The sequence below is a fragment of the Mesorhizobium sp. M7A.F.Ca.ET.027.03.2.1 genome, assembly GCF_003999175.1.
Lineage (GTDB): Bacteria > Pseudomonadota > Alphaproteobacteria > Rhizobiales > Rhizobiaceae > Mesorhizobium.
In genome coordinates this window covers 1-3,085 of sequence record NZ_RZOM01000754.1, presented here as the reverse complement: position 1 = coordinate 3,085, position 3,085 = coordinate 1, and the positions used below count along the sequence as shown (strand labels likewise).

The following is a 3,085-nucleotide window of genomic DNA, read 5'->3' as shown; positions in this document are numbered from 1 at the left end:
GGAGAGGACGATGGACAGACCAGCCATGGCATCCGTGTTCAGGATGCGGCATGCTCCGGCCACGGTTTCCGGTGTGCGCAGCACTGGCCAGGGCCAGGCTGATCCCGTCATCCGCGTGCATTCGCTTGGCGAAGCGATCCGCTTCGTCGCCAACGCCTATCCCCAATACGATATCAGCACTGTGGCCATCACCTCGGGGGATCCGTCGATCCCGCGCCTCGGCGGCCTGGAGGTGAAGGCGCTATGGCGCGAATATGGCGAGCGCCTGACGCGGGAATAGGCCGCTTGCCTCGGCTCTCCAGCCGGAACTGGTTCCGCGCCTTCCGGATCGGAAACGCCGCTGACAGGACGCAGCTTTCGAGCATTTGACGCCGGCTTGCCCTGGGGTTGCTGCGTCTATCCTTTTTCATGTGCTTTCGCTTATAACAGCCAAATGCCGGCAACATCCCACCTCCCCTGCAATCGCCTGGACGCGCTGGTCGACGGCATTCTCGCCATCACGATGACGCTGCTCGCCGAGCGGGAGCGGCAATAGGCATGCAGCCCGACGACCAGCTTCAGCGCCTGATCGACGACTGCTATGCAGCATTCGCGCCCTATCCGAGGCCGCATGCCATACATGCCTCGCCATTGCGCAATCCCGTCGCGTTGCTGAAGACACTGAGCTCCGCTCCGTTGCGAGAACTGACCGGCGATCAGATCGGCCCCTATGCCGGCTACGCGATGACCACGGTGGGAGACGTTGACGACTACAAGCATTTCCTGCCGCGCATCCTCGAGCAGGCTATCCGTGACCAACAGTGGACGGGGACCGATCCATCGATCATTGCCGAGCGCTTGAAGAAGGGGAAGTGGCTGGATTGGCCGCTCCATGAGCAGGCTGCAATCCGCGCGCTGTTCGCCGGCGCCTTGTCGCAGGCCCTTCAGGAAGATCCCGACGAGGAGGAAGCCGACAGCTGGATCTGCGGCATCGCCTGTCTTGATCTCGATCTGGCCGCGATGCTGGGAAGATGGCTTGCTGCACCGTCGATCAATGCCACGCTGCAGTTGGCCAACTTCATGCAGTCAGGGGCAAACTTTGTGTTCGAGAACGACACCACCGAGCGCGCACTTTGGAGCCACGTGGACGAGGCGAAAATTCATCAGATGCGACGCTGGCTGCTCAGCCTGCCGGTGCACCAGCTGTTGCTGACTGCGCGAGGCCGCGCAGCACCTTCCCGGCTGCGGCTGATCAACAAAGGGCTGGAGGCGTTGGCTTCATTCGACCCGACCAGCATGCATTAGCCGCAGGCGTGTTCCTCCAACCCTCGCCTTACGCCCTGCCCGGCCATCCCAGGTCGAGCGAAAGCACCTTGCCCGGTCCATGCACGGCCGCAAACAGCAGTCCGGCCAGGAACGAAAAATGGTCGATGAAGAAGCCGAACTCGGCCTGGTTGCCGGCCCAGTGGCGGGGTCCGTGAAAGGCGAAGCCGAGGAACAGCACATAGGCGGCGGCGACAAGGGCCGCCTGCGAGAAGAAGGCGCCGGTCAGGAAACACAGCACCAGCGCGACCTCCAGGATCGCCGCGCACCAGGCCAGCAACAGCGGAAACGGAAAGCCGGCGGCGGCGATATAGCCGGCGGTGGCGTCCATGCCCATGAACTTGAAGGTCACGGCCATCAGGAAGACGCCGGCGAAGATCAGCCGGGCGACGACAAGGGCCGCGGTCTGCCACGGTGATTGAGTGATTTGCGACGACATGCTCGTTCTCCAGCTTTGCAGGTTGATCGCTCCTAGGACGCGCGACCGGCGCCAGGTCCGACACATCAGTCCAATTTTTCTCGACAGGATCGCAGAGGGCTTTCGAAGCGTCACACCGTACGGCAAGAGCGATTTTCGGTTTGCCGGCTGACGGTATATTATTGCTCGCTCAAAGGGGGAATCGGACATATGCTGGTTCCGCATCTCGACGCCCTGCTCCGCAAGGCCGAGGCCGCCGGCTGGGACCGAGGGCAGGCCGCCTCGGCGCTCATGTATCTCGCCGCGATGCGGCTGAAGCCGGCCTGACGACACGCCACGCCGGCCCGAACGGCTTGCCGGCGCGTCGCGCGATTGAAACTTGTTGGTAATCACGGACGTGATATTGTTAGCTGGGGCTAATGCAGCGGTGTGCCGGTGCAGCGATTTTGGGCGGGCTGAATTTGCGCACGAGCGTCAGGTTTGGGGCGACATCTCATGGCGAGCGGTCGGCACCGCTGGAGTGCAGCGGCTGCGGCGGCGCTGGTCAGGTCTTCGAATGCCCCCGCTGGACGAGTTCCAACGGCCATTGCTGCCCCGCCGGCACGCACCGGCGCGGCTGCCCCGGCCTCAGCGCGGCATGCTCCGAATGTGACGGCGACCACGCTGCCGCCGCCGACCCCATGCGGCCCTCGGCCTGATACACGCCTATCGCAGCCCAGGCCGTGTCGTCTGGTGGAACCGGCGGCGCCAATCTGTGTTATGTCGTGTTGATCGCGGGCGCCGAAGGCTGCGCGTCCCCGACAACAGAAAGCGAGGCCTGAGATGGCTGACGACAAGTCGAATACGAAACAGGACCGCAAGCAGGTCTCGAGTGAAGAGCCCTACGAGGTTGCCGCCTTTGCCCGCAAATACGGCATCCCGCCAAGCGAGGCACAGACCATCATCAAGCGCTACGGCCCCTCGCGCAAGAAGCTCGACGCCCATATGGCGGCCCGCGGCTAGTCGAAACCATTTCGCCTGGGCGGCGTTGAAGATGCTGCGGGCCGCGTCAACCGGACCTGGTGGTATGGTGAACAGGATGTCTTTTTCCCGGTTTCTCATCCTGGCCAACGAAACGGCAGACGAGCATCTGTCCCACCCGGCCCGCAGCGCCACGCATGAGGGAGGTCGCCATGTCCGACACCATACGCAGGACCGGCAGCTGCCTGTGCGGCGGCGTGCAGTTCGAGGTTCACGGCCCGCCATTGCGCGTTGGCCTGTGCCACTGCAAGGATTGCCGCAAGGCCGGCGGTTCGGTCTATTCGGCCTTTGCCATCTGGCCGCGCGAGGCCTTCGAGACCACCGGCCTCGTCAGCTCCTATGGCA

6 protein-coding genes are annotated in these 3,085 nt (G+C 63.8%); 5 read left to right on the top strand and 1 reads right to left on the bottom strand.

The window, feature by feature from the left end:
* The 3 genes from EN750_RS26230 to EN750_RS26225 form a co-directional block, all read left to right on the top strand.
* The coding region (locus EN750_RS26230) for a hypothetical protein (protein ID WP_245482816.1) at positions 1-280 on the top strand (280 nt) is incomplete at its 5' end.
* 153 nt (positions 281-433) lie between these two features.
* A complete protein-coding gene (locus tag EN750_RS40985; protein WP_245482815.1) occupies positions 434-535 on the top strand; it encodes a TMEM175 family protein in 102 nt (33 codons plus the stop codon).
* A gap of 2 nt (positions 536-537) precedes the next feature.
* A complete protein-coding gene (locus EN750_RS26225; protein ID WP_127398313.1) occupies positions 538-1,284 on the top strand; it encodes a hypothetical protein in 747 nt (248 codons plus the stop codon).
* 28 nt (positions 1,285-1,312) lie between these two features.
* Here the strand turns inward: EN750_RS26225 and EN750_RS26220 are convergent, their stop codons facing one another.
* A complete protein-coding gene (locus EN750_RS26220) occupies positions 1,313-1,741 on the bottom strand; it encodes a DoxX family protein (RefSeq protein WP_127398311.1) in 429 nt (142 codons plus the stop codon).
* Positions 1,742-2,542: 801 nt separating this feature from the next.
* On the opposite strand from EN750_RS26220, the gene EN750_RS26215 reads away from it, so the two are divergent.
* Positions 2,543-2,722 carry a DUF3606 domain-containing protein gene (locus EN750_RS26215; protein ID WP_127398309.1) on the top strand — a complete coding sequence of 60 codons (180 nt, stop codon included), beginning with the start codon at positions 2,543-2,545 and terminating at the stop codon, positions 2,720-2,722.
* A 170-nt stretch (positions 2,723-2,892) separates the two neighbouring features.
* A partial coding sequence (locus EN750_RS26210; RefSeq protein WP_189526458.1) for a GFA family protein occupies positions 2,893-3,085 on the top strand: 193 nt, incomplete at its 3' end.